General features: G+C 73.0%; 19 protein-coding genes. 9 read left to right on the top strand and 10 right to left on the bottom strand.

Features of this window, described 5'->3' with window-relative positions:
* Positions 1-143 precede the first annotated feature (143 nt).
* The 4 genes from IE263_RS23435 to IE263_RS23450 all read right to left on the bottom strand — a co-directional run bounded on the left by IE263_RS23435 (position 144) and on the right by IE263_RS23450 (position 5,684).
* Complete coding sequence (locus IE263_RS23435) at positions 144-1,601, bottom strand: NCS2 family permease (protein WP_189939694.1); 1,458 nt, start codon at positions 1,599-1,601, stop codon at positions 144-146.
* Between the two features lie 224 nt (positions 1,602-1,825).
* On the bottom strand, positions 1,826-4,210 hold the full coding sequence (locus tag IE263_RS23440) for a xanthine dehydrogenase family protein molybdopterin-binding subunit (RefSeq protein WP_189939695.1): 2,385 nt from the start codon (positions 4,208-4,210) through the stop codon (positions 1,826-1,828).
* A gap of 2 nt (positions 4,211-4,212) precedes the next feature.
* Positions 4,213-4,794 carry a (2Fe-2S)-binding protein gene (locus IE263_RS23445; RefSeq protein WP_189939696.1) on the bottom strand — a complete coding sequence of 194 codons (582 nt, stop codon included), beginning with the start codon at positions 4,792-4,794 and terminating at the stop codon, positions 4,213-4,215.
* Positions 4,794-5,684, bottom strand: a complete 891-nt coding sequence (locus IE263_RS23450) for an FAD binding domain-containing protein (protein ID WP_189939697.1) — start codon at positions 5,682-5,684, stop codon at positions 4,794-4,796. The genes IE263_RS23445 and IE263_RS23450 overlap by 1 nt, the downstream gene beginning before the upstream one ends.
* A gap of 368 nt (positions 5,685-6,052) precedes the next feature.
* On the opposite strand from IE263_RS23450, the gene IE263_RS23455 reads away from it, so the two are divergent.
* A complete protein-coding gene (locus IE263_RS23455; protein ID WP_189939698.1) occupies positions 6,053-7,726 on the top strand; it encodes a PucR family transcriptional regulator in 1,674 nt (557 codons plus the stop codon).
* A gap of 150 nt (positions 7,727-7,876) precedes the next feature.
* Positions 7,877-8,650, top strand: coding sequence for a hypothetical protein (locus IE263_RS23460; protein WP_189939699.1), 774 nt, complete (start codon positions 7,877-7,879; stop codon positions 8,648-8,650).
* A 28-nt stretch (positions 8,651-8,678) separates the two neighbouring features.
* On the opposite strand, the gene IE263_RS23465 is transcribed toward IE263_RS23460, so the two are convergent.
* Together IE263_RS23465 and IE263_RS23470 are read right to left on the bottom strand one after the other, a co-directional pair.
* Positions 8,679-9,521, bottom strand: coding sequence for a hypothetical protein (locus IE263_RS23465; protein WP_189939700.1), 843 nt, complete (start codon positions 9,519-9,521; stop codon positions 8,679-8,681).
* An 81-nt stretch (positions 9,522-9,602) separates the two neighbouring features.
* Positions 9,603-10,427: a GntR family transcriptional regulator gene (locus tag IE263_RS23470; protein WP_189939701.1), complete on the bottom strand. Its 825-nt coding sequence runs from the start codon at positions 10,425-10,427 to the stop codon at positions 9,603-9,605.
* 189 nt (positions 10,428-10,616) lie between these two features.
* Here IE263_RS23470 and IE263_RS23475 point away from each other — a divergent pair, with 189 nt between their 5' ends.
* The gene (locus IE263_RS23475) at positions 10,617-11,483 is read left to right on the top strand and encodes a (2Fe-2S)-binding protein (protein ID WP_189939702.1); all 867 of its coding nucleotides are present in this window, start codon (positions 10,617-10,619) and stop codon (positions 11,481-11,483) included.
* Between the two features lie 301 nt (positions 11,484-11,784).
* Positions 11,785-12,831 (top strand): DUF2637 domain-containing protein, encoded by a 1,047-nt coding sequence (locus IE263_RS23480; protein ID WP_189939703.1) that lies wholly within the window; start codon positions 11,785-11,787, stop codon positions 12,829-12,831.
* Positions 12,832-12,903: 72 nt separating this feature from the next.
* Here IE263_RS23480 and IE263_RS23485 read toward each other — a convergent pair whose 3' ends face one another.
* Positions 12,904-13,392: an ATP-binding protein gene (locus tag IE263_RS23485; protein ID WP_189939704.1), complete on the bottom strand. Its 489-nt coding sequence runs from the start codon at positions 13,390-13,392 to the stop codon at positions 12,904-12,906.
* A gap of 314 nt (positions 13,393-13,706) precedes the next feature.
* On the opposite strand from IE263_RS23485, the gene IE263_RS49770 reads away from it, so the two are divergent.
* On the top strand, positions 13,707-14,399 hold the full coding sequence (locus tag IE263_RS49770) for a hypothetical protein (protein ID WP_189939705.1): 693 nt from the start codon (positions 13,707-13,709) through the stop codon (positions 14,397-14,399).
* On the opposite strand, the gene IE263_RS23495 is transcribed toward IE263_RS49770, so the two are convergent.
* Positions 14,383-15,003, bottom strand: a complete 621-nt coding sequence (locus tag IE263_RS23495; protein WP_189939706.1) for a hypothetical protein — start codon at positions 15,001-15,003, stop codon at positions 14,383-14,385. The genes IE263_RS49770 and IE263_RS23495 overlap by 17 nt on opposite strands.
* A 196-nt stretch (positions 15,004-15,199) precedes the next feature.
* Between IE263_RS23495 and IE263_RS23500 the strand changes: the two genes are divergently transcribed.
* Positions 15,200-16,630, top strand: a complete 1,431-nt coding sequence (locus tag IE263_RS23500; protein WP_189939707.1) for a helix-turn-helix domain-containing protein — start codon at positions 15,200-15,202, stop codon at positions 16,628-16,630.
* Positions 16,631-16,784: 154 nt separating this feature from the next.
* Here IE263_RS23500 and IE263_RS23505 read toward each other — a convergent pair whose 3' ends face one another.
* On the bottom strand, positions 16,785-18,560 hold the full coding sequence (locus IE263_RS23505) for a PP2C family serine/threonine-protein phosphatase (RefSeq protein ID WP_189939708.1): 1,776 nt from the start codon (positions 18,558-18,560) through the stop codon (positions 16,785-16,787).
* 490 nt (positions 18,561-19,050) lie between these two features.
* On the opposite strand from IE263_RS23505, the gene IE263_RS23510 reads away from it, so the two are divergent.
* The 3 genes from IE263_RS23510 (at position 19,051) to IE263_RS23520 (ending at position 21,043) form a co-directional block, all read left to right on the top strand.
* A complete protein-coding gene (locus tag IE263_RS23510; RefSeq protein ID WP_189939860.1) occupies positions 19,051-20,034 on the top strand; it encodes a TrmB family transcriptional regulator in 984 nt (327 codons plus the stop codon).
* Positions 20,035-20,096: 62 nt separating this feature from the next.
* Complete coding sequence (locus IE263_RS23515; protein WP_189939709.1) at positions 20,097-20,579, top strand: DUF456 domain-containing protein; 483 nt, start codon at positions 20,097-20,099, stop codon at positions 20,577-20,579.
* 83 nt (positions 20,580-20,662) lie between these two features.
* On the top strand, positions 20,663-21,043 hold the full coding sequence (locus IE263_RS23520) for a PPOX class F420-dependent oxidoreductase (protein WP_189939710.1): 381 nt from the start codon (positions 20,663-20,665) through the stop codon (positions 21,041-21,043).
* Here IE263_RS23520 and IE263_RS23525 read toward each other — a convergent pair.
* Positions 21,040-21,384 carry a winged helix-turn-helix transcriptional regulator gene (locus tag IE263_RS23525; protein ID WP_189939711.1) on the bottom strand — a complete coding sequence of 115 codons (345 nt, stop codon included), beginning with the start codon at positions 21,382-21,384 and terminating at the stop codon, positions 21,040-21,042. The two genes, IE263_RS23520 and IE263_RS23525, sit on opposite strands and share 4 nt — an antisense overlap.
* Positions 21,385-21,462 lie beyond the last annotated feature (78 nt).

Below are 21,462 nucleotides of genomic sequence, written 5' to 3' on the forward strand. Positions count from 1 at the left end.
TCCTTAACTGCGGTCGTGTGAAGGGCCGCCGGGCAGGCACGGCCGAGTCGGCTGCGGTTCGGCCGCGCCCCGAAGGGGCGCGGGGAACTGCGCGACCAGCCACGACGGACCCGCGCGTGACTACTCGGCTCCCAGCGGAGCGCTCAGCGCAAGCCCATCCAGCTCTCGATGGGATGGAGGGCGAAATAGACCAGGAAGATGCCTGTCAGGGCCCACATGAACGCCCCGATCTCCCGCGCCTTCCCCTGGGCGGCCCTGATGGCCACGTGACTGATGACGCCGGCCGCGACGCCCGCGGTGATGGAGTACGTGAACGGCATGATCACGACGGTCAGGAAGACCGGGATCGCGGTGGCCCGGTCGGCCCAGTCGACGTGCCGGGCGTTCATCATCATCATGGCCCCGATGACCACCAGGGCCGCGGCGGCGACCTCGCCCGGGACGATCGCCGTCAGCGGGGTGAAGAACAGACACGCCGCGAAGAAGAGCCCGGTGACGACGGAGGAGAGGCCCGTACGGGCGCCCTCGCCCACGCCCGTCGCCGACTCGACGAACACCGTCTGGCCGGACGCACCGGAGACACCGCCGATCGCGCCGCCCGCGCCGTCGACGAACAGTGCCTTGGACAGGCCCGGCATCCGGCCCTTGTCGTCGGTGAGTCCGGCCTCGGTGCCGACGCCGATGACTGTGGCCATCGCGTCGAAGAAGCCGGCGAGCACGAGCGTGAACACGATCATGCCGACGGTCATCGCGCCGGCCTCGCCCCAGCCGCCGAACTCGACGTCGCCGAAGAGCGAGAAGTCCGGCATCGAGACCGCGCTGCCGTGCAGTTCGGGGGCACCGCTCGCCCACTGCTCCGGGTCGATGACGTCCAGGGCGTTGAGGAGGACCGCGAGGACCGTCCCGCCGGCGATGCCGATCAGGATCGCGCCGGGGATCCCGCGCGCCTGGAGCATGAAGATCGCCAGGAGGGTGACGGCGAAGAGCAGCACCGGCCAGCCGGCCAACTCGCCCGCCGGGCCCAGCGAGACGGGGGTCGCCTCGCCGCGGTGCACGAAGCCGGCCTTGTGGAAGCCGATCAGGGCGACGAACAGACCGATGCCCATGGTGATCGCGTGCTTGAGCGCGAGCGGGATCGCATTCATGATCATCTCGCGCAGGCCGGTGACGACGAGCAGCATGATGACCACGCCGTACAGCACGCACATGCCCATCGCCTGCGGCCAGGTCATCTGCGGGGCGACCTGCGAGGCCAGCACGCCGGAGACGGAGAGTCCGGCGGCGAGGGCGAGGGGCACCTTGCCGACGAAGCCCATCAGCAGCGTGGTGAGGGCCGCCGCGAACGCGGTCGCGGTGATCAGCGCCTTCTGGCCGAGCGTGTCCCCGGCCGCGTCCTTGCCGGACAGGATGAGCGGGTTGAGCAGGAGGATGTACGCCATCGCCATGAAGGTGGTGACGCCGCCGCGCACTTCACGCGCGACGGTGCTTCCTCGCCGGGATATGTGGAAGTAGCGGTCGAGCCGGGACCGGCCGGCCGGGACGCGGGTGCCGTCGCCCGCGTCCTTGGTGACGGTCTTCGGCTCCAGTGACTGCTGGGTCATGTGGGCCTGCTCCCAAGGTGCATAGGGGCCCCGCGGGTGCCTTCGGCAACTCGCGGGTTGTGGGGAGGTGCACGACCCGGGGGACGGCCCGAGACGAACGTGGGTGCCGCTGTGGTACTGCCGGCGCCGGGGTGGCCGTGGGGAAGCTGGTTCCCGACGTCGGGGTGCCGCTGCGCCCACCCGTGCCGCCCCAGGCGGCACGCATGCCCGCAGCGGCGGCCCGGTTACGAAGTGCCCGTCAGATGCTCCGGGCGTACCGGCGTTCTGTTCAGTTCCAGGCCCGTCGCGTTGCGAATGGCCGCGAGCACGGCCGGAGTCGAGGACAGGGTGGGGGCTTCGCCGACGCCGCGCAGGCCGTACGGGGCGTGGTCGTCGGCGAGTTCGAGGACGTCGACCGGGATGGTCGGGGTGTCGAGGATGGTGGGGATCAGGTAGTCCGTGAAGGAGGGGTTCCTCACCTTCGCGGTCTTCGGGTCGACGACGATCTCCTCCATGACCGCGATCCCGAGGCCCTGGGCCGTACCGCCCTGGATCTGGCCGAGGACGGACAGCGGGTTGAGCGCCTTGCCGACGTCCTGGGCGCAGGCCAGCTCGACGACCTTCACCATGCCCAGCTCGGTGTCGACCTCGACGACGGCGCGGTGGGCGGCGAAGGAGTACTGGACGTGCCCGAAGCCCTGGCCCGTCCGCAGGTCGAAGGCCTCGGTCGGCCGGTGCCGCCACTCCTCCTCGACCTCGACGGCCTCCTCCCCGAGGACATCGGCCAGGTCGGCGAGCACCTCGCCGCCGTCGGTGACCACCTTGCCGCCCTCCAGCAGCAGCTCGGCGCCGGCCCAGGCGGGATGGTAGGAGCCGAACTTGCGGCGCCCGATCTCCAGCACCTTCTCGCGCACCAGCTCGCAGGCGTTCTTCACGGCGCCCCCGGTGACGTACGTCTGCCGCGAGGCGGACGTCGAACCGGCGCTGCCCACCCGGGTGTCCGCCGGGTGGATCGTCACCTGGGCGACGCCCAGCTCGGTGCGGGCGATCTGTGCGTGGACGGTGACACCGCCCTGGCCGACCTCGGCCATGGCCGTGTGCACGGTGGCGACGGGCTCGCCCGCGATGACCTCCATGCGGACACGGGCGGTCGAGTAGTCGTCGAAGCCCTCGGAGAAGCCGACGTTCTTGATGCCGACCGCGTACCCGACACCCCGTACGACGCCCTCGCCGTGCGTGGTGTTGGACAGGCCGCCGGGCAGCTGCCGTACGTCCGCGCCCTCGCTGCTCTCCCACTGACGCTCCGGCGGCATCGGCATCGCCTTGACGCGGCGCAGGAGTTCGGCGACCGGGGCCGGGGAGTCGACGGGCTGGCCCGTCGGCATGATGGTGCCCTGCTCCATGGCGTTGAGCTGCCGGAACTCCACCGGGTCCATACCCAGTCGCTGCGCCACCTTGTCCATCTGCGCCTCGTAGGCGAAGCACGCCTGGACCGCGCCGAAGCCGCGCATCGCGCCGCAGGGCGGGTTGTTGGTGTAGAGGGCGATGGCCTCGACCTCGACGTCGTCGACGACGTACGGGCCGATGCCGAGGGAGGCCGCGTTGCCGACGACGGCCGGGGAGGCGGAGGCGTACGCGCCGCCGTCGAGGACGATGCGGCACTTCACATGGGTGAGCTTGCCCTCCTTCGTCGCCCCGTGCTCGTAGTACAGGCGGGCCGGGTGGCGGTGGACGTGGCCGAAGAAGGACTCGAAGCGGTTGTAGACGATCTTGACGGGCTTGCCGGTGCGCAGGGCCAGCAGGCAGGCGTGGATCTGCATGGACAGGTCCTCGCGGCCGCCGAACGCGCCGCCGACACCGGCCAGCGTCATCCGCACCTTCTCCTCGGGCAGGCCGAGGACGGGCGCGATCTGGCGCAGGTCGGAGTGGAGCCACTGGGTGGCGATGTAGAGGTGGACGCCGCCGTCCTCCTCCGGGACGGCGAGGCCGGACTCGGGGCCGAGGAAGGCCTGGTCCTGCATGCCGAAGGAGTACTCGCCCCGGACGACGACATCCGCCTTCCTCGCGGCCTGCGTCACGTCTCCGCGGATGATCGGCTGGCGGTGGACGATGTTCGGATGCGGGACGTGCCCGACGTGGTGGTCGGTGCGGTTCTCGTGGACGAGGATCGCGTCCGGGGCGGTCGCGGAGGCCTCGTCGGTGATGACCGGCAGTTCGCGGTACTCGACCTTGATCTTCGCGGCGGCGCGGCGGGCGGTCTCCGGGTGGTCGGCGGCGACGACGGCCACCGGCTCGCCGTGGTGGCGGACCTTGCCGTGGGCGAGGACGGGGGTGTCCTGGATCTCCAGGCCGTAGTTCTTCACCTCGGTGGGCAGGTCGTCGTACGTCATGACGGCGTACACACCGGGCGTGGCGAGGGCCTCGCTCGTGTCGATGGAGACGATCTCGGCGTGGGCGACGGTGGAGCGCAGGATCTGGCCCCAGAGCATGTCCTCGTGCCACATGTCGGACGAGTACGCGAACTCGCCGGTGACCTTGAGGATGCCGTCGGGGCGGAGGGTCGACTCACCGATGCCGCCCTTGGTCTGCGAGCCCTGGGTGATCTTGGTGGGAGCGCCGTTGGTAGGCATCGTCAGACCGCCTCTCCCTGCCGGGCGGCCGCCAGGCGCACCGCGTCCATGATCTTCTCGTAGCCGGTGCAGCGGCACAGGTTGCCCGAGAGCGCCTCACGGATGTCCGCGTCGGAGGGGTTCGGGTGGCGCTCCAGCATCTCGTCGGCGGCGACGAGCAGGCCGGGCGTGCAGAAGCCGCACTGGACGGCGCCGGCGTCGATGAACGCCTGCTGGATCGGTGAGAGTTCCGTGCCTTGGCCGGCCTGGGAGTCGGTGCCCGTGGCCCGCCACTGCCGGGCGTCCTGCAGGGTCGTACCGCAGGCGCCGGTGCCGCAGCCGCCCTCGGCTCGCTGCTTGGCGTACTCCGCCAGCCCTTCGACGGTGACGACCTCACGGCCCTCGACCTGGCCGGCGGCCACCAGACACGCACACACCGGCACACCGTCGAGGCGGACGGTGCAGGAACCGCACTCGCCCTGCTCGCAGGCGTTCTTGGAGCCGGGCAGCCCGAGGCGCTCGCGCAGGACGTACAGCAGGCTCTCGCCCTCCCACACGTCGTCGGCCTCCTGCGGACGTCCGTTGACGGTGAAGTTGACGCGCATCACGCAGCTCCCTCGGTGTGGCGGCGGGCGCCGCGGTACGACTCCCAGGTCCAGGTCAGCGTGCGGCGGGCCATGACGCCGACCGCGTGGCGGCGGTAGCTCGCCGTGCCCCGGACGTCGTCGATCGGGTTGCAGGCGCCGGCGCACAGGTCCGCGAACTGCTTGGCGACCGACGGGGTGATGATCTTTCCGTTGTCCCAGAAGCCGCCCTCGTCGAGCGCCGCGTTCAGGAACTCCTCGGCGGCCTTGGCCCGGACGGGGGTGGGCGCGGCCGAGCCGATGCCGGTACGGACGGTACGGGTCTCGGGATGCAGCGCGATGCCGAAGGCGCACACGGCGATGACCATGGCGTTGCGGGTGCCGACCTTGGAGAACTGCTGCGGGCCGTCGGCCTTCTTGATGTGGACCGCGCGGATCAGCTCGTCGGCGGCGAGCGCGTTGCGCTTCACGCCGGTGTAGAAGGCGTCGATCGGGATGAGCCGGGTGCCGCGTACGGACTCGGCCTCGACCTCGGCGCCGGCCGCGAGGAGGGCGGGGTGGGCGTCGCCGGCCGGGGAGGCGGTGCCGAGGTTGCCGCCGACACCGCCGCGGTTGCGGATCTGCGGGGAGGCCACGGTGTGCGAGGCGAGAGCCAGGCCCGGGAGTTCGGTCCGCAGGTTCTCCATGATCTTCGTGTAGGGGACGGAGGCACCGAGCCGCACGCTGTCCTCGCCGGCCTCCCACTCGTAGAGGTCGCCGACGCGGGTGAGGTCGAGGAGGTACTCGGGCCGCCGGTGGTCGAAGTTGATCTCGACCATCACGTCGGTGCCACCCGCGATCGGCACAGCGGTGGGGTGCTCGGCCTTCGCGGCGAGCGCCTCCTCCCAGCTGGCGGGGCGAAGGAAGTCCATGACCGGCTCTCTTCTTCGTCTTGTGGGTCGTTCGGATCGAGCCAGATCGGGTGCGGCGGGCCCGGCTCGTTCATGTGCTGTTTCACGCGGATCGGGCCCAGTACACAGCGGCGTACTCCGACGGGGTCAGTCACGGAAACCATGAAGGAGTTGGCTGGTCGGGGCGGGCATCTTGTAGATTCATATGAACGGAGGCCATCAGTAACCTCCCGGTATTCCTGTGGAAACGCGGGAAACAGCCCGGCAATCGAAGAATGCGGCTCATGAGGGCCCTCGCACGGGCCGGGAGCCCGTCGACGAGGCCTCCTCACCCCACGAGCCCTCACGCTTCATCGTAGATTTCGAGACACAGAACGGCGGCGACGAGAATGCGGCTGCGCGCACTGCTGGACACCGATGCGCTGGGCCTCAGGCTGCTCGGCGGCGAGGACGAGCTGGACCGCACCGTACGGGGTGTGATGACCACCGACCTCCGCGACCCGAGCCGCTACCTCTCCGGCGGGGAGCTGGTCCTGACGGGTCTGGCCTGGCGCCGGGACGCCGCGGACTCCGAGCCGTTCGTACGGATCCTGGTGCAGGCCGGGGTGGCCGCGCTCGCCGCGGGCGAAGCCGAGCTGGGGGACGTGCCGGACGACCTGGTCGTGGCCTGCGCCCGGCACCGGCTGCCGCTGTTCGCGGTACACGAGTCGGTGGCGTTCGCGACGATCACCGAGCACGTCGTACGGCAGGTGTCCGGCGAGCGGGCCGGAGACCTCGCGGCCGTCGTCGACCGGCACCGGCGGATGATGACCTCGGGCCCGGCGGGCGGCGGCCCGGACGTCGTCCTGGACCTGCTCGGCACCGACCTCGACCTGCGCGCCTGGGTCCTCTCCCCCACCGGGCGGCTCATCGCCGGACCGAAGGTGGCGGGGCCCGGACCGGCGGCCGACGTGTGCGCGAAGCTGGCGGCGGAGCAGCTGGCGGCCGCCCGCACCGGCCGCCGCGGCCCGCACCGCGTGATCGTCGGCCAGACGACGTACTCGCTCTTCCCGGTCCGCTCCGGCGGCCGCGCCCCGCAGTCCTCGCGGGACGTACGGGAGACGGTGCTGTCGGACTGGCTGCTGGCCGTCGAGGCGGACGCCGGGGACTGGGCGGAGGAGCGGCTGGACCTGCTCCAGGGCGTCACCCAGCTCATCGCGGTCGAGCGGGACCGCCGGGACGCGGCGCGCACGGTGCGCAGGCGACTCGCGCAGGAGGTGCTGGACCTGGTGCAGACGGGCGCGGCGCCCGCCGAGATCGCGGCGCGGCTGCGGGTGGCGGCGCCGGTGCTGCTGCCGGGCCTCGGGGCCGCCCCGCACTGGCAGGTGGTCGTGGCGCGTGTGGAGTGGGACGGCGGGGAGATCGACGGCGGCCCGGTCGCCCAGTCGCTCCTGGAGGAGATCCTCGTCGAACCGCACACCACCGGCCCCGAGCCCTCCGACCGCATCGCCGTCGCCCACACCGGCGACGAGGCCATCGCCCTCGTCCCGCTCCCGGCGGTCTCCACCGAGCACGACGGCTCGGAGTCCGGCGTCCTCGCCGACGCCCTCCTCGCCTCCGTACGGGAGCCGCTGTCGGCGGGTCTGGACGGCGACGGGCGGGTCACGCTGGGCGTCAGCGCGGCGGTGCACTCGGCGGAGGGCCTGCGGGGTGCCCTGGAGGAGGCCCGGCACGCGCGGCGGGTGGCGGCGGCCCGCCCCGGCCGGGTGTGCGCGGCCGGCCACCAGGAGCTGGCCTCGCACGTCCTGCTGCTGCCCTTCGTCCCGGACGACGTCCGCCGGGCCTTCACCGCCCGCCTCCTGGACCCCCTGCGCGACTACGACCGCCGCCACCGCGCCGAGCTGATCCCGACGCTGGAGGCGTTCCTGGACTGCGACGGCTCCTGGACCCGGTGCGCCTCCCGGCTGCACCTGCACGTCAACACGCTGCGCTACCGTGTCGGCCGGATCGAGCAGTTGACGAGCCGTGACCTGTCGCGCCTCGAGGACAAGCTGGACTTCTTCCTGGCGCTGCGCATGAGCTGACGGATCGGCGCCCGCGAGCCGAAACCTCTGCGGGCCAGGAGTCCCACGACTTTGTGAAATCCTTCACCCGCCCCCTTGGCCCGGCCCGGCGATCCGTGCTGAGATGCGGCCACCAACTCAAAGCTCGATGGCGTGCTCGGGGAGGGCAAGGTGGCGCATCCCGCCATGTCTGGTAACGGAACGACCGCTGGTGACGATCCCCTCCAGACCGCGGTGTGGCGGCTGCGCTCGCGGGCCTGCTGGGCCGATGCCGCGGCCCTGCTCCCACCCGACACGGCGGCGGGCTCGATGCAGCGGGCCGCGCTGCTCGTGGAGCGGTGCCTGTACGCCGAGCAGGGCTGGCAGGAGGCGGAGGACGCGCTGCGTACGGCGGAGGCGCTGGCCCACACCGACGAGGAGCGGGGTGCCGCCGCTTGTGAACGCGGGCACCTGGCGTACACGGCGACGGTGCACGGGGTGCGCGACCGGGTCGACGAGGCGCGGGCCGCGCTCGGCCGGGCGGCGGCACTGATCCACCCGGAGTCGCCGGCGCGGGCGCTGCTGGACTTCCGCCGCGGTCTGCTCGCGGAGAACCTCACCCGCTCCCCGCAGGCCGCCCGTGCCGCCTACCGGCGCGCCCACACGGCCGCCGCGGCCCACTCCGACGACCTGCTGCTCTCCTTCACCTGGCGCCACCTCGCGGGCCTCGCCCTGCGTGACGGCGAGATCGCCGAGGCCCGCCACGGCTTCGCCGAATCCCTGCGGATCCGGGAGGAGTTGGGCTACCTGGTGGGGACGGCCCCGGCCCTGGCGTCGCTGGCGGACGCGGAGGTCGAGCCGGAGGCCTCGCGGCTGCGGGAGGAGGCCCGGCGGCTGTTCCGGCTGCTCGGCGGAGTACCGACGTGGCTGGGACGGCAGTTGGCGCCGCCGGCGGCCACGGCGTAGGCCGATATGGGCAGGCCCAGGGCACCGGTCAGCCCCCGGACGGCATCCGGACGTTGTCGTACTTCGGGTTCGGCTCCACGTCGACCGCCTCCGCCACCGCGGGCCCGCTGATCTCGCCCGGGCATCCCTGAGGCGGGCGGCCCGGCTGGTCGCGCACCTTGTAGAAGACGCACACCAGCCGGTACTCGCCCGGCGCCCAGGAGCCACCGCCGTACGGCACCATCTGCCCGCCGCAGAACGGGCACCGCGCCCGGGACCGCACCCGCACCGTGGGCTCGGTGAAGACGTGCGGGAGACGGCGGTCGGCGATGGCCTGCCGGGGCAGGGTCAGTCCGTAGTGGTCGCCCACGATCCGGTACACGTTCGTCATCGTCACGCGGGCGCCGAACCGGTCGTCCCGGTGCACGCCGTTGGGCCCCGCGACGAATCCGGCCTCCGTGATCAGGCGCCGGGTGAGCGGGTGGTCGGTGTGGCCGGTGTTGTACTCCCAGAACATCCAGTCGAACCTGCCGTCGACGGCCGCGCTGATGATCGGCGGGTCCATGGTGCTGTCCCAGATGGTGACGACGGTGTGCGTCGACCACAGGTCCCTGCCCGGGCCGAGCCGGTCGGCGCGGTCGGTGGCGGCGGGCGACTCGAGGGCGAACGCCCAGCCGTTTCCGGTGTCGCCCACGACGGCGTAGTCCGGCAGGTCCCACGGGCCGGGAGACAGCTCCAGCATCTCCCGGGCGGTGTCCGGGTCCATGAGAGTCCCCGGCCGCGCCCCGAGACGGACGGCCAGTTCCTCGTGGCCGATGCCTTTCACCAGAGTGAGGGAGAAGCCCAGTCCGTCGCCCAACCGGTCGCTGATCCACGCGATTCCGTCAGTCATGGCCGGGACGTTAGCGGCCGGGTGTGACAGCGGCGCGGGCTCGTGTGCGGGGCGGGGAGGCCGCCGGGGCGGGAGGTGCGCTCAGCCCGCCCCCGCGAAGTGCTCCCGTACGAGGGCCTGCACCACGTCCAGATCCCCGGCGCCCAACGCCTCCAGCAACGCCATGTGTTCCGCGGCGTCGGCGACCAGGTCCGCCCGCCCCCGCGTCACCGGCCCGCCCACCAGCGGCCACTGGGCCCGGCGGTGCAGGTCCTCCGCGATCCCCACCAGCTGCTCGTTGCCGCTCAGGGCCAGTACCGCGCGGTGGAAGGCGCGGTCGGCCTCGGCGTAGGTGGCGCGGCAGCCGGAGCCCGCCGCCCGTACCGTCGCCTCCGCGAGCGGGTGCAGCTCCGCCCAGCGCTCGCCCGGCACCGTACGGGCGAGCCGCAGCATCACCGGCACCTCGATCAGCGCCCGCACCTCCGCCAGCTCGGCCAGTTCGCGGGTGCCCCGGACGATCACGCGGAAGCCGCGGTTGGGCACGACCTCGACGGCGCCCTCGACGGCGAGTTGCTGCATCGCCTCGCGGACCGGCGTCGCGGACACCCCGAAGCGTTCGCCGAGGGCCGGGGCCGAGTACACCTCGCCCGGTGTGAGCTCCCCGGCGACGAGCGCGGTGCGCAGGGCGTCGAGGATCTGGCCGCGCACGGAGGCCCGCTGCACGACGGGGCGAGGGCGTGGGAGGGGCACTTCGCTGTGGGTGTGCTCGCCGCGCACGGCGCCGGTCTCGGCGCCCGGTACGCGGCCGTCTCCGGCCGGGCCCCGCACGTCTCGCTCACGCTCCGCCGCCCGCGGCTGCGCCGGGACCCCGGCGCCGCGCTCCTTGGGAGTCCCCGTCCCGGCAAAGCCCTGCGCGCTCTGCTCCACGGGGTCCTCCTCGGGACGTGTCGGTACTTGGGGTCATTACGGCGGGTTGTTACTCGTCCGTCAAGCACCTTAGGCGTACCGCCCGCAAGGGGGGTAATCGAGGACGCCCCCCAAGGAGGGCGTAGAGCCCGGCCGCACCGAGTAAGGTAAGCCTTACCTGCCAGTCATGCGTGGATCGGTGGTCCCGGTATGCACATACGCCCGTCGGCGCGGTCGGCACAGTCGGCCGTGGCGGACGCCTACGCCCGCCTCACCGAGGTCTACCCGGGCCTCACCGTCACGGAGCTGGAGGACGAGGAGCCGGCGCCCCGAGGGGGCGGTTGGGTCGCGGCGGCCGAGCTCGCGGCGGGTGGAGCGGGGCTGGAGGCCTTCCTCGCCTGGGACGACGCGCAGGTGGTGCGCGACTACGGGCGAAAGGCCCGCCCGGACGTCGTCGCGAGTTTCGGACTGCACCGGTACGCCTGGCCGGCCTGCCTGCTGATCACCGTCCCGTGGTTCCTGCACCGCCGGGTGCCCCGCTTCCCCGTGACGCATGTCTCGTACGACCGCACCGGCGACGGCATGCGGATGGCCGTCCGCGCGCCCGCCTCGTTCGCCTGCCTGCCGGGCGACCCGGCCGCCGCGCTGCCCGGTGCCCGGGTGGTCGCGGACGACGAGGAGCTGCGGACGGAGGTGCGGGCCGCGATCGCCGAGCACCACGAGCCCGTGCTCGCCGGGTTCGGGCCGCGTGCGCGGCGGCGCGGGCGCGCCCTGTGGGGCATGGTGACCGACGAGATCGTCGAGGGGCTCTGGTACGTCGCCCAGCTGTTCGGCGAGGGCGAGCAGGAGCGGGCGCGGCGCGAGCTGGAGCTGCTGCTGCCGGGCGCGACCCGGCCGTACGTCGGCTCGGCGGCCTTCCGTGAGCTGACCGGCCCGGACGGCGAGTCGCTGGCGACCCGGGACCGGGCGAGCTGCTGCATGTTCTACACCGTGCACCCCGAGGACACCTGCGCCACCTGCCCGCGCACCTGCGACGCGGACCGCGTCACCAAACTCGCCGCAGCCGCAGTGAGTTGAGGCCCCATCAGAGCAAGTCGGCCCTCCGCGTCCCGTAGGATCACCGGAACGAGGCTCCCGCAGGGCGACAGGCGATTCACAACTTCCTCACTCGTCGCGGGAACTTTCCGTGGAACCACCCGTACGGGTAGTCTTATTCGAACTCAACTCCCGCCCCTCAAGCGGCAGTTCGAGCAGAACGTCGCCCTGGGCATCCCCTTGCACTTCCTTGGCGGCCTCTTGCCCCGAAACCCCCTGAGGGACGGCGGGATTGGGCCACTATGGCGGGCGTTACGCCCTATCCCAATGCAAGGGACCCCAGATGAGACTGACCGACATATCGCTGAACTGGCTGCTTCCGGGCGCCGTACTGCTCCTGGGCATGCTGGCGGCGGTGGCGGTGCTCGCGCGCGGCAAGCGCTCCTCCGGGGAGAACGCGAGTGCGGACGACTCGTGGGAGCGCAGCGAGGAGCGCCGCAGGCGCAAGGAGGCCCTCTACGGCACCGCCTCCTATGTGCTGCTGTTCTGCTGCGCGGCAGTCGCCGCCGCGCTCTCCTTCCACGGCCTGGTCGGCTTCGGCCGGCAGAACCTGAACCTTTCCGGCGGCTGGGAGTACCTGGTGCCGTTCGGCCTGGACGGGGCCGCGATGTTCTGCTCGGTCCTCGCGGTGCGCGAGGCCAGCCACGGTGACGCCGCGCTCGGCTCCCGGATACTCGTGTGGACGTTCGCGGGCGCCGCGGCCTGGTTCAACTGGGTCCACGCTCCCCGGGGCATCGGCCACGCGGGCGCCCCCCACTTCTTCGCCGGCATGTCGCTGTCGGCGGCCGTGCTCTTCGACCGGGCGCTGAAGCAGACCCGCCGGGCCGCGCTGCGCGAGCAGGGCCTGGTGCCGCGTCCGCTGCCGCAGATCCGCGTCGTGCGCTGGCTGCGGGCCCCTCGCGAGACCTACAAGGCGTGGTCGCTGATGCTCCTGGAGGGTGTGCGCAGCCTGGACGAGGCCGTCGAGGAGGTGCGCGAGGACAAGCGCCAGAAGGACGAGTCGCGTCGGCGCCGCCGCGAGCAGCAGCGGGTGGAGCGGGCCCAGCTCAAGGCGATCAGCCGCGGACACCGCGGTCTGCCGGGCCGTGGCGGCCGTCAGCTGGAGGCGCAGGCCACGCTGGAGCGGGCCGACGAGCGGGTCTCCGCGGAGCCTGCCATAGCGAACGCGCCAGAGCAGCTGCCCGTGCGTACACGGCCCTCCCTGCAGCCCGTACGCCAGACTTCTGACCCGATCACCGTGGACCTCACCGCGGAGGACGACACGATGGCCCTGCCGCGCCTGGACTCCCTGGAGCGCAAGCTCAAGGACCTGGAGCAGCAGTTCGGCTGAGGGACACGACGTCCATGGGAAGGGGGCGCGACCGGCGAGGTCGCGCCCCCTTCCCGTGCGCGCGGCCCCCGTTCACGCCGCTTCCGCGTCCAGTTCGAACCACACCACCTTCCCGACACCGTGCGCCCGGACGCCCCACGCGTCCGCGAGGGACTGCACCAGGACCAGGCCCCGGCCGTGGGTGCTGTCGCCGGCGCTCGGTGTGCGCGGCTGCGGGCGGCGGGGGACGAAGTCCCGTACCTCGACCCGCAGGCCGGACGGCCCGACGGTGGCCGTCAGGACCGCGTCGTGATCGGTGTGGACGAGCGCATTGGTGACGAGCTCGCTGGTGAGCAGTTCCGCCGTCTCCGACTGTCCCGGCCTCCCCCAGTGCCGCAGCAGCTCACGCAGCGCCCGCCGGGTCTCGGGGACGGCCCGCAGGTCCGCCCGCCCGAGTCTGCGCCGCAGTTGCGACGCCTGGGTCTCCCCGGCATCGTCGTCGGCCTTGTCCTCCACTGTGCGCGTCGTCGCCGAGGTGTCCGCGATCACGGTCGAACCGCTGCCTCGTGCCTGCCTCTTCATGACCCCCGCCCGCGTGCCGATGGTCGGTTCCCCTCCTGCTCGAACACGTTCACGGGGATGCTTGCCCCGTCGACACCGGACCGAGTCATGTCGAATCCTCAACGACCGGGTGTTCGGCCACGCCGACGGGCCCGCTCCGCATGTCCTCACCGGCGCCGGGAGGGGTGGGTGACACCCCGACACCGCCGTCCGCGTCGCCGAGGACAGCGCCGTGCACGGCGCCCGAACCCCGGTGGAAGCGCGCCTGGAGCGCGCGATGCGGCAGTGCGTGCGTCCCGCGCGGCACGGGGGCGCGGGTGCCGCTGGTCCCGTCCGTGAGGCACGTGCCGGGTGAGCCGGTGCCGGTCGACCGGACCCTGCAGGCCGCCCACGAGCCCCGCGCGACCGGCGCGGAGTGGGGAAAGCCCTGGTCGACGAGTTGGTTCGTGATCGGCCCCGGGTTCACCGGCGACGCCCCCGCCTTCCAGGCGGAGGGGCTGCTGTACGACGGCGCGGGCGTACCCCTGAAGGGCGTGCACCCGCGCACCCGTCACCTGACGGTCGCCGCCCCCGCCGAGGGTGGTGAGCCGGGGCATCTGCTCGTCGAGGCGGCCGCCGATCCGGCCGTCCTGCACGCCTTCGAGCCGACGCGCCCGAGGGACGTGCTGACCGCGAGCGATGGGCCTTTCTGCCGATGCGTGTCTGCTGATCCGGCCGTAGGCGGGGAAGAGGTGTGGCGGCTGGTGCCGGACGTCGACGGCCCGGGGCCGGTGTGCGCCGCCGAGGAGCCGGGCGTGGAGACCGAGGAGATCCGGCTCCCCGGCTCCTTCACTGCACCGCCGCCTTCCCGCAGTTCGCGAAGTTGGCCGGAATCCGCTGGTTCCGCACCCGGAAACCCAGCCGGAACCAGTTTCACCGCTGCCGCCGGCAGCGGTGACAGTGCGGGGCCGCCGCTCTCCCGACCCCCGTGGCGGGAGAGCGGCGGCCCGTCCTTTCCGGTGGTCGTCCGGGTCAGTGGAGCTTGTTGACGGCCTGGGTGGTCGTCTTCTTGAAGGCCTTCACCGGCGCGTCGCCGAAGTCGCCCAGCCGGCCCCAGTCCACGACTGTCACCGTCCGCCCGTCCCGGCCGACGGAGAGAAGGCGGATGTCGGTCGCGCCCCAGGAGGTCTCGGTGTGCAGCCCGTGGACGTGGGCGCCCTCCTCGACGTTCAGCGTGCCGTAGTCCTTCAGCGTGGCCTCGACCTCCGGGTCGGCCTGCTCGATGCGCGTCGGGCAGGACTTGATGTCCTTGTTCAGCCGCGAGGCCAGGCCCTTCGCCGCGCGGGTGTCCTTCAGGACGACGGTGATCTGACGGGCACTCGCGTCCAGGTCGGTCCAGAAGTCGCGGTGCCAGGAGGAGGCGTGGCCCGGCAGCGCCATGCCCAGACAGCGGTCCACCTCCACCTCCTCCGGTACGCCGGGCGTGACCTTGCCGGCCGTCCAGGTCGACGAAAGGTGCGGCGGAAGGTCCTTGGCCGCGAGGAAGCCGGGCGCCTTCGGGGCGGCACCGGCCGGGGCGGCGAGTACGGTGCCGAGGGCGAGGCCCGCGGCGGTGAGCGCGGCGAGCGCGCCTGCTCGGGTGTGCTTGGGCATGGGTGTCCCCCGTGAGTGAGTGCAGTGGGGTGCAGGAGTGTGGAAGGCCACCGGGCACCGGATGGTCCGTCCGGCTTGCTCGGCGGCGACACCAAGAGCATCGGCGGTCACCGGAGCGGCGGCAAGCTCCGGCGCCCGTTCGGCGGGCATGGAACCATCCCAGGCCATCTGACGTGCAGACATATGAGTGCCTGGGATGCGGTGCGGATCGGACGGGGGAACGGTGTCGGCAGCACGGGACGATGTCGCGCAGTTCGCGGCACTGCTGACGGAACTCAAGGAGCGGACGGAGCGGAGCTACGGCTCCCTGGGCCGCCGAGTCGGCATGAACACGTCCACCCTGCACCGCTACTGCGCCGGGGACGCGGTGCCGCAGGACTTCGCGCCCGTGGAGCGGCTGGCGCAGTTCTGCGGGGCATCGCCGGAGGAACGGCTCGAACTCCATCGCCGGTGGCTGCTGGCGGTGGCGGCACGGCAGCGGCCGCGTACGGCCGGATCGGCGGAGGCGGAGGACGAGGAGGAGAAGAAGAAGGCAGCGAAGGAGGCCGCGGAAGCAGCGGACGTACCGCAGAAGCCTGAGGTACCGGCGAACCTTGAGGCACCGGCGAACCCCGACGTACCCGAGAAGCGTGATGTGCCGGGGACACCAGAGACACAGAGCGCGCCGGACGCACAGGTCGATCCCGGCCCCGCTCGCCCGCCCCGGCCCTGGCACCACCGCCGCGTCACCCTCCTGGCCGCCCTCGCCTGCGCTCTGCTCGCCACCCTCGGCACCCTCTCCGCGCTCCCCGCCGACCGCCCGTCGTCCTCCGACACGGCACGGTCCTTCCCCACCACCCCGTCCCGGACAACGGCCCCGGCGGCTCCGCACCCCTCACCCACGCCGACCACCTCCCCGTCGCCCTCGCCCTCCCCCTCCCCCACGGCCCGCACCATCCCGCCCTCCCCCGGCGCCCCGAAGCCTTCCCCCTCCGCTTCCCGCACCACCCCTCCCCAGGACACGCCCGCGGCCGTCCCCCTCACCTGGACCGCCGACTCCCAGGCCTGGGCGCTCGGCTGCGGTCACGACTACGTGGTCGCCAAGCCGCCCGCGCAGGTTCCGCCGCCCCCGGCTCCGCAGGACGCCAGGCCGTGGGCGACGGCGCAGGGGGCCGTGCACGGGCGGGAGACCAACGTGGAGATCTCGGTGCAGGGCCGCAGCTCCACGGCCGTCGTGCTGACGGCGCTGCGTGTGCGGGTGGTCGGCCGTACCGACCCCACGCCGGGCAACGCCTACGCCATGGACCAGGGCTGCGGCGGCTCGATCAGCCCCCGCCACTTCGCGGTCGACCTGGACAAGGACCGCCCGATCGCCCGCGCGGTCCCCGGCAACGACTCGGGCACGCCCATCCCGGCGGTCCGGATGCCCTACCGGGTGTCCGCCGAGGATCCGGAGGTGCTGCTGGTCACCGCGCGGACCCAGGCCTGCGACTGCTCCTGGTACCTCGAACTCGACTGGTCCTCCCAGGGCCGTACCGGCACGGTCCGCGTCGACGACCACGGCCGCCCGTTCCGCACCAGGAGCATCGCGGGCCTGCCCCACTACACGTACGACACCTCGGCGCGCCGGTGGACGCCCAGCGAGTAGGTACCGCTGAGGACGCGGCACGTAGCGCAGGTTGGAGCGGGCCATCTGCAGCATGCGCCCGACGCCGCCGTCCAGCACCGCGGGCGACCAGCATCTTCGGTCTCCGTGGGTCCTTCGGATTCCTCCGGGTCCATGCATGCACGGCGAACGCCTGTCACGCCTCCCAAACGGCTGCGGCCGTACGGTCGTCCGCGTATCCCTTGACCCGGATCTGGGTGTCGGCGAGGAACGCGGCGAGGCCGGGCGGGGCGGTCCCGGACCACCGCTCCGTCAGATGGGCGGGCAGTTCGGGCTCGCCGCGCAGGGGGTCGGCGAGGCCGCCGGTGCACATCAGGAGCGTGTCACCCGGGCGGGCGACGGAGGCCCGGAAACGGAAGGGTTCACGGGGCGGCTCGGGATCCGGTTCGTACGGGTTCGGCGGGGTCGGGATGCCGAGGTCCATGGTGAGGCGGTCGCCCTCGGGTGTCTCGGCGGGCAGGGAGCCGAACCCGACGACCGGCTCGCCGGCGACCTCGCCGACCTGCGGTTCGATGTCCTGCCACTCACCGTCCCGCAGGCGGAACAGTCCGCCGGGGCCGACGCCGAAGAAGACGCGCGTGCGGCATTCGGGGTCGGCGGGCAGGAGGAGGCAGCGCAGGCTGGCCGCGTACTCCTCCGGTTCGAGGCCCTGTTCGGCGGCGCTGGCGCGGAGCCGGCCGAGGCTGCGGTCGGTGAGACGGTGCAGGCCCGACTTCAGGTCGCCGCGCCGGGCGGCCCTGATGTCCTCCGCGAGCCGGACGTGACTGCGGCCCACGGCCCCACCGATCCACCTGCACACCTCGGCGGCCGCCCGGTGCGCCCCCGGCGTGGCCCGGGCGCCGGTCGCCATCGCGACCAGGATCAGCGCCTGCTCGCCGGTGCCGAATCGTGCGGTGAGGAGGGAGTCGCGGCGCGGCTCGCCCCGGTAGCGCGCGGAGTCCCCGCGCACGGACGCCGCCCGCAGCGTGCAGGACCCGTACCGGGCGCCGTCCAGGACGGTGTCGGCGAGCAGGTCGTCGAGTTCGTCCGGGTCGGCGGGCGGGAGGGCGGTGGGCTCGGCGTCGTAGGTGGGCGGGCCGGAGCCGACGTAGGGCTTGGCGGCGGGGCGCGCGGTGGCCGGGCCGAACGGGGCGGCGGTGCCGGCGGCGGACGCGGTGGGGGCGGGCGGGGTCCCGGTGCCGGGGGTGGGAGCGAGTGGGGGTGGTGGGGGTGCGGTCGGCTTCGCGGGGTGGGTGTCGGGGGGTGTGCGGGAGGCGGGAACGGAGGGCGTGGGGGTTGTCTCCGTGGCCGTACGGCCGGCGGGCGCGGCGGAGGCGGGGCTCCGGGGTGACCGCTTGTCGAAACCCGGGGGCAGTGGGCCGGGCGGGAAGGTGGTGGGGCCGGGAGGTGTGTCCGGCGGTGGTTCCCAGGGGGCGCGGGGGCGTACGGGGGGACGGTCGTCGGGGCCGGCGGCGGGCGGCTCCTCGTCAGCTGCGTTGTGCGGTCGGGGCACTGCGGTCGGCGGTGGTGGCGCGGTGGGCGACGGCGGTGCAGCGAGCGGGGGTGCAGTGGGCGGAGGCGTGGTGGACGGAGGTGTGGTGGGTGGGGGCGGGGTGGTCGGGGGCGGGGGCGGAGGTACGTCCACCGCCTCCCACCAGTCCGCCTTCTCGGGGCGTTCTTCGTCCGCCGGTCGCGCGGCTCCCGCCGAAGCCGGCGACTCCGTCGGTGCAGTCGGCTCGGACTGCTCTGCCGGCTCTGTCGGCTCTCTCGCCTCTGTCGCCTCCGCGGGGCGCACCGCGCCCACCGCCGAGGCGAACCGGTCGTCCAGCGAGTCGGTGGCGGCCGTCGGTCCGGTGTCCTCGGTGGAGTCGTCGTACAACTGCCCCCACCAGTCGTCCTCGTGACCGGTGGGCCTTCCCCCCTGCTGGCTCATGCCCCTAATTGTCCACCGCACGGGCCGTATGAAAACGGGGCATCAGGAAAATGCGAGCCGGTACGTCGCGCCTTCCGGCGTGTCGACGCGCATGTCGAGCGACATGCCGAACTGGGGTGCGAGGAGGGGGTCATGAGACCGCCGGGCGATTCCACCCCCCACGGGAGAACCGCCCGGCGACCCCGGGTGATCCGGGCTCAGATCCCCGGTGCGCCCCTGCGCGTCATGAACCCGGACCACGTTCTGGGTGCTCACCGGTGCCGCGCCGACGCGGCCGGCCGTCCCGGGTGTGCCCCGCCCACCTGGAGCTCCGCTGTGACGGATGCTCACGGTCACGGCCGCGGATGATCACCGCCGACCGCCGTGGCCACACCTTGGCAGAGTGACCGGGTCCAGGGCGATGATGTACCGGGGCGGGAATGCGCCGTGGCGGTTTCCCGCCACCTTCCCGCCGGACGCGACCATGGCGGTCAGGGGAGGACGGCACCGGATGCTGGGAGCGATCGGGCTCGACGAGACGCACGAGTCGGCGTACCGGGTGCTGGTGTCCGTGGGCGCCGCGGACGTACCGGATCTCGCGCGGCGGCTGACCCTGGGCGAGCGCGACACCGAGCGCGCGCTGCGCCGGCTGGAGCGGCACGGGCTGGCCGCGCAGTCCTCGGGCCGGCCCGGGCGCTGGGTCGCCGCGCCGCCGGGCGTCGCGCTGGGGGCGCTGCTCACCCAGCGACGCCACGAACTGGAGCAGGCGGAGCTGGCGGCCGCGTTGCTCGCCGAGGAGTACCGGGCGGCGGCGGCCGAACCGTCGGTGCACGACCTGGTGGAGGTGGTGACGGGCGCGGCGGCGGTCGCCCAGCGTTTCCTGCAGATCCAGCTGGGGGCGAGCGAGGAGGTGTGCGCGCTGGTCACCGGCACACCGGTTGCCGTGACCGGCGGGGAGAACGTCGCGGAGGAGCAGGCGGCGGCCCGCGGGGTGCGCTACCGCGTGGTGCTGGAGCGGGCTGTCCTCGACCAGCCGGACGGCATGAAGGAGCTGACCGCCGCCCTCGGCCGGGGCGAGCGGGTGCGGGTGGTGGAGAAGGTCCCGACGAAGCTCGTCGTGGCCGACCGCGCGCTCGCCCTGGTGCCGCTGACCGGCCGCTCCGCGGAGCCCGCCGCGCTGGTGGTGCACGCCGGCGGACTCCTGGAGCTGCTGTCGGGTCTCTTCGAGTCGGTCTGGCGGGAAGCGCTGCCGCTCCGCCTGGGCCCGGCCGGCGTCGCGGAGCAGGACCCGGACGGCCTCGACACCACCGACCTGGAGATCCTCTCCCTGCTGCTGGCCGGCCTGACCGACGCGAGCGTCGCCAAACAGCTCGACCTGGGCCTGCGGACCGTACAGCGCCGGGTGAGACGGCTGATGGAACTGACGGGCGTGACGACCCGGCTGCAGCTGGGCTGGCACGCGTACGAGCGGGGCTGGGTGACCCGGGAGCGCTAGCGCTCGTGCCTCCGCCTCCGCCTTGACCTGCGTCTTCTCCCGGATTCCGGCACGCTGGGCAGATGGGAGCGTGGGAACTCCTGCTGGTCGGTCTGGTCATCCTGCTCGGCCTGTGCGGAGTGCTGGTACCCGGCGTGCCGGGATCGTGGCTGGTGTGGTCCGCGGTCCTGTGGTGGGCGCTGAAGGACCCGGATCCGGTCTCCTGGGCCGTACTGGTGGGCGCGACGGTCGCCCTCTTCCTGTCCCAGGTGGTGCGCTGGGCCCTGCCACCCCGCCGCCTGCGCGTGAGCGGCGCCACCCGCCACATGGCCGTCTACGCGGGCACCGGAGCCTTCCTCGGTTTCTTCCTCGTCCCCGTCCTCGGCGCCGTCCCGGGCTTCATCGCCGGCATCTATTACGCCGAACGCCTCCGCCTGGGCCGCCCCGACGCGGCCCGCGCCTCCCTCCGCGAGACGATGCGCGCGGGCGGCTCCAGCATCCTGGCGGAGCTGTTCACCTGCTTGCTGATCATGGGGGCTTGGCTGGGGGCGGTGTGGTGGGGGTGAGCCCGCGGGGCGGCGACGTAGGGCGTCGGCCCTAGGGCGAAGATCCGATGTGCGGTGCGGCGGCCGCGTGCTTCGCTGCTCCCATGACCGCATTCAGCGAGGCAGAGCGCGCGTATCTGAAGTCGCAGCGGCTGGGGCGGCTGGCCACCGTCGATGGGCTGGGGCAGCCGCAGGCGAATCCGGTGGGGTTCTTCCCGCAGGACGACGGCACGATCCTGGTCGGTGGGCATGCGATGGGCAGCACGAAGAAGTGGCGGAATCTGCAGCAGAATCCGAAGGTCGCCCTGGTCGTCGACGACATCGTCAGTCTGCGGCCCTGGAGGGTTCGGGGCATCGACATCCGTGGAGAGGCGGAGTTGCTGACCGGGCCGCATGATCTGGGGCCGCACTTCAGTGCGGAGGTCATCCGGATCCACCCGCGCCGGATCCACAGTTGGGGGCTGGAGGGGGACGGCGGTGTCTAGTGCGGCACGGGATCGCCCCCGAGGAGGTTCTCCCGGCCCCACGCGCCCAGTGGTGCAAGGGCTTCGTTGAGGGACTCGCCGCGGGGCGTGAGTGAGTACTCGACGCGTGGGGGTGTCTCGTCGTACTCCTCGCGGTGGACCATGCCGTCTGCCTCCAACTCGCGCAGGTGCGCGGCGAGGACCTTCTCCGTGACGCCCGGGAGTCCGCGGCGCAGTTCGCCGAAGCGGCACGGTTTCTCGTGCAGGGCCCAGAGGATCAGGACCTTCCATTTGCCGCCGATGACGTCCATCGCCGCGTCGATCCCGCACACGTACGCCCCCGGCCGTCGGCCGATCGCCATGTCCGCGCCTCCCCTGCCTGGATGCTTTCCCGGTGGTAACCACCCACTTCGAAGTACGTACTTGAGCAGGCCGGTTCC

Source organism: Streptomyces aurantiogriseus, from assembly GCF_014649375.1.
In the GTDB taxonomy this organism is placed as follows: Bacteria; Actinomycetota; Actinomycetes; order Streptomycetales; family Streptomycetaceae; genus Streptomyces; species Streptomyces aurantiogriseus.

Coding starts and splice junctions, on each gene's coding strand:
- IE263_RS23445 (WP_189939696.1), bottom strand. CDS start 4,794: ATGCGCGTCAACTTCACCGTCAACGGACGTCCGCAGGAGGCCGACGAC.
- IE263_RS23510 (WP_189939860.1), top strand. CDS start 19,051: ATGCTGGGAGCGATCGGGCTCGACGAGACGCACGAGTCGGCGTACCGG.
- IE263_RS23515 (WP_189939709.1), top strand. CDS start 20,097: ATGGGAGCGTGGGAACTCCTGCTGGTCGGTCTGGTCATCCTGCTCGGC.
- IE263_RS23480 (WP_189939703.1), top strand. CDS start 11,785: ATGAGACTGACCGACATATCGCTGAACTGGCTGCTTCCGGGCGCCGTA.
- IE263_RS23485 (WP_189939704.1), bottom strand. CDS start 13,392: ATGAAGAGGCAGGCACGAGGCAGCGGTTCGACCGTGATCGCGGACACC.
- IE263_RS23500 (WP_189939707.1), top strand. CDS start 15,200: ATGCGGTGCGGATCGGACGGGGGAACGGTGTCGGCAGCACGGGACGAT.
- IE263_RS23450 (WP_189939697.1), bottom strand. CDS start 5,684: ATGGACTTCCTTCGCCCCGCCAGCTGGGAGGAGGCGCTCGCCGCGAAG.
- IE263_RS23475 (WP_189939702.1), top strand. CDS start 10,617: ATGCACATACGCCCGTCGGCGCGGTCGGCACAGTCGGCCGTGGCGGAC.
- IE263_RS23435 (WP_189939694.1), bottom strand. CDS start 1,601: ATGACCCAGCAGTCACTGGAGCCGAAGACCGTCACCAAGGACGCGGGC.
- IE263_RS23525 (WP_189939711.1), bottom strand. CDS start 21,384: ATGGCGATCGGCCGACGGCCGGGGGCGTACGTGTGCGGGATCGACGCG.
- IE263_RS23465 (WP_189939700.1), bottom strand. CDS start 9,521: ATGACTGACGGAATCGCGTGGATCAGCGACCGGTTGGGCGACGGACTG.
- IE263_RS23455 (WP_189939698.1), top strand. CDS start 6,053: ATGCGGCTGCGCGCACTGCTGGACACCGATGCGCTGGGCCTCAGGCTG.
- IE263_RS23440 (WP_189939695.1), bottom strand. CDS start 4,210: ATGCCTACCAACGGCGCTCCCACCAAGATCACCCAGGGCTCGCAGACC.
- IE263_RS23495 (WP_189939706.1), bottom strand. CDS start 15,003: ATGCCCAAGCACACCCGAGCAGGCGCGCTCGCCGCGCTCACCGCCGCG.
- IE263_RS23505 (WP_189939708.1), bottom strand. CDS start 18,560: ATGAGCCAGCAGGGGGGAAGGCCCACCGGTCACGAGGACGACTGGTGG.
- IE263_RS23520 (WP_189939710.1), top strand. CDS start 20,663: ATGACCGCATTCAGCGAGGCAGAGCGCGCGTATCTGAAGTCGCAGCGG.